The sequence below is a fragment of the Gaoshiqia sediminis genome, assembly GCF_025907915.1.
Classification (GTDB): domain Bacteria; phylum Bacteroidota; class Bacteroidia; order Bacteroidales; family Prolixibacteraceae; genus Gaoshiqia; species Gaoshiqia sediminis.
On record NZ_JAPAAF010000119.1, the window covers coordinates 1 to 455 of the forward strand.

A 455-nucleotide genomic window follows, 5' to 3' on the forward strand; every position below is an offset into this window, starting at 1 on the left:
GCAAAAGCAATCTGCTCAACCCGTTCTTTTAGTTTACTGTTCAATTTATCCAGGAAACGGTAAACGGTGTCTAAATCGAGCATAATTCCCTGAAACCGGTATAGGTATTCGATCGTTTTCAGTTTGCTCAAAGGGAAAGCCAGACGGGCAATCACCAGGTGACGGAACAGTTCTTCCTGCAACACATTAAAACCGATACTGTCGTAAATCTTTCCAAAAATAAGTTCAGGGCCAACGGTTCTGATGCTGGAATTGCCAATGGAGGAAAAAACTTGTTCGATCAAAGTATCTTTATCGGAAATAAACAATCCTGACTGGGCTTCTAATCTTTCGATCTCTTGTTTGCCCAGATTGAGTAACTTTTGAAGTTCTTGTTCATTGGAACTGCACCCAATGGTCTTCAAAACCTTGTATCTTCCCCGGTTCTTATCAATAATTTGAACCGATATACTGCC

General features: G+C 40.9%; 1 pseudogene. It reads right to left on the reverse strand.

The annotated features are described in order from the left end of the window. Nucleotides 1-455: pseudogene (locus N2K84_RS20240) on the reverse strand (IS1634 family transposase); the annotation flags it as partial.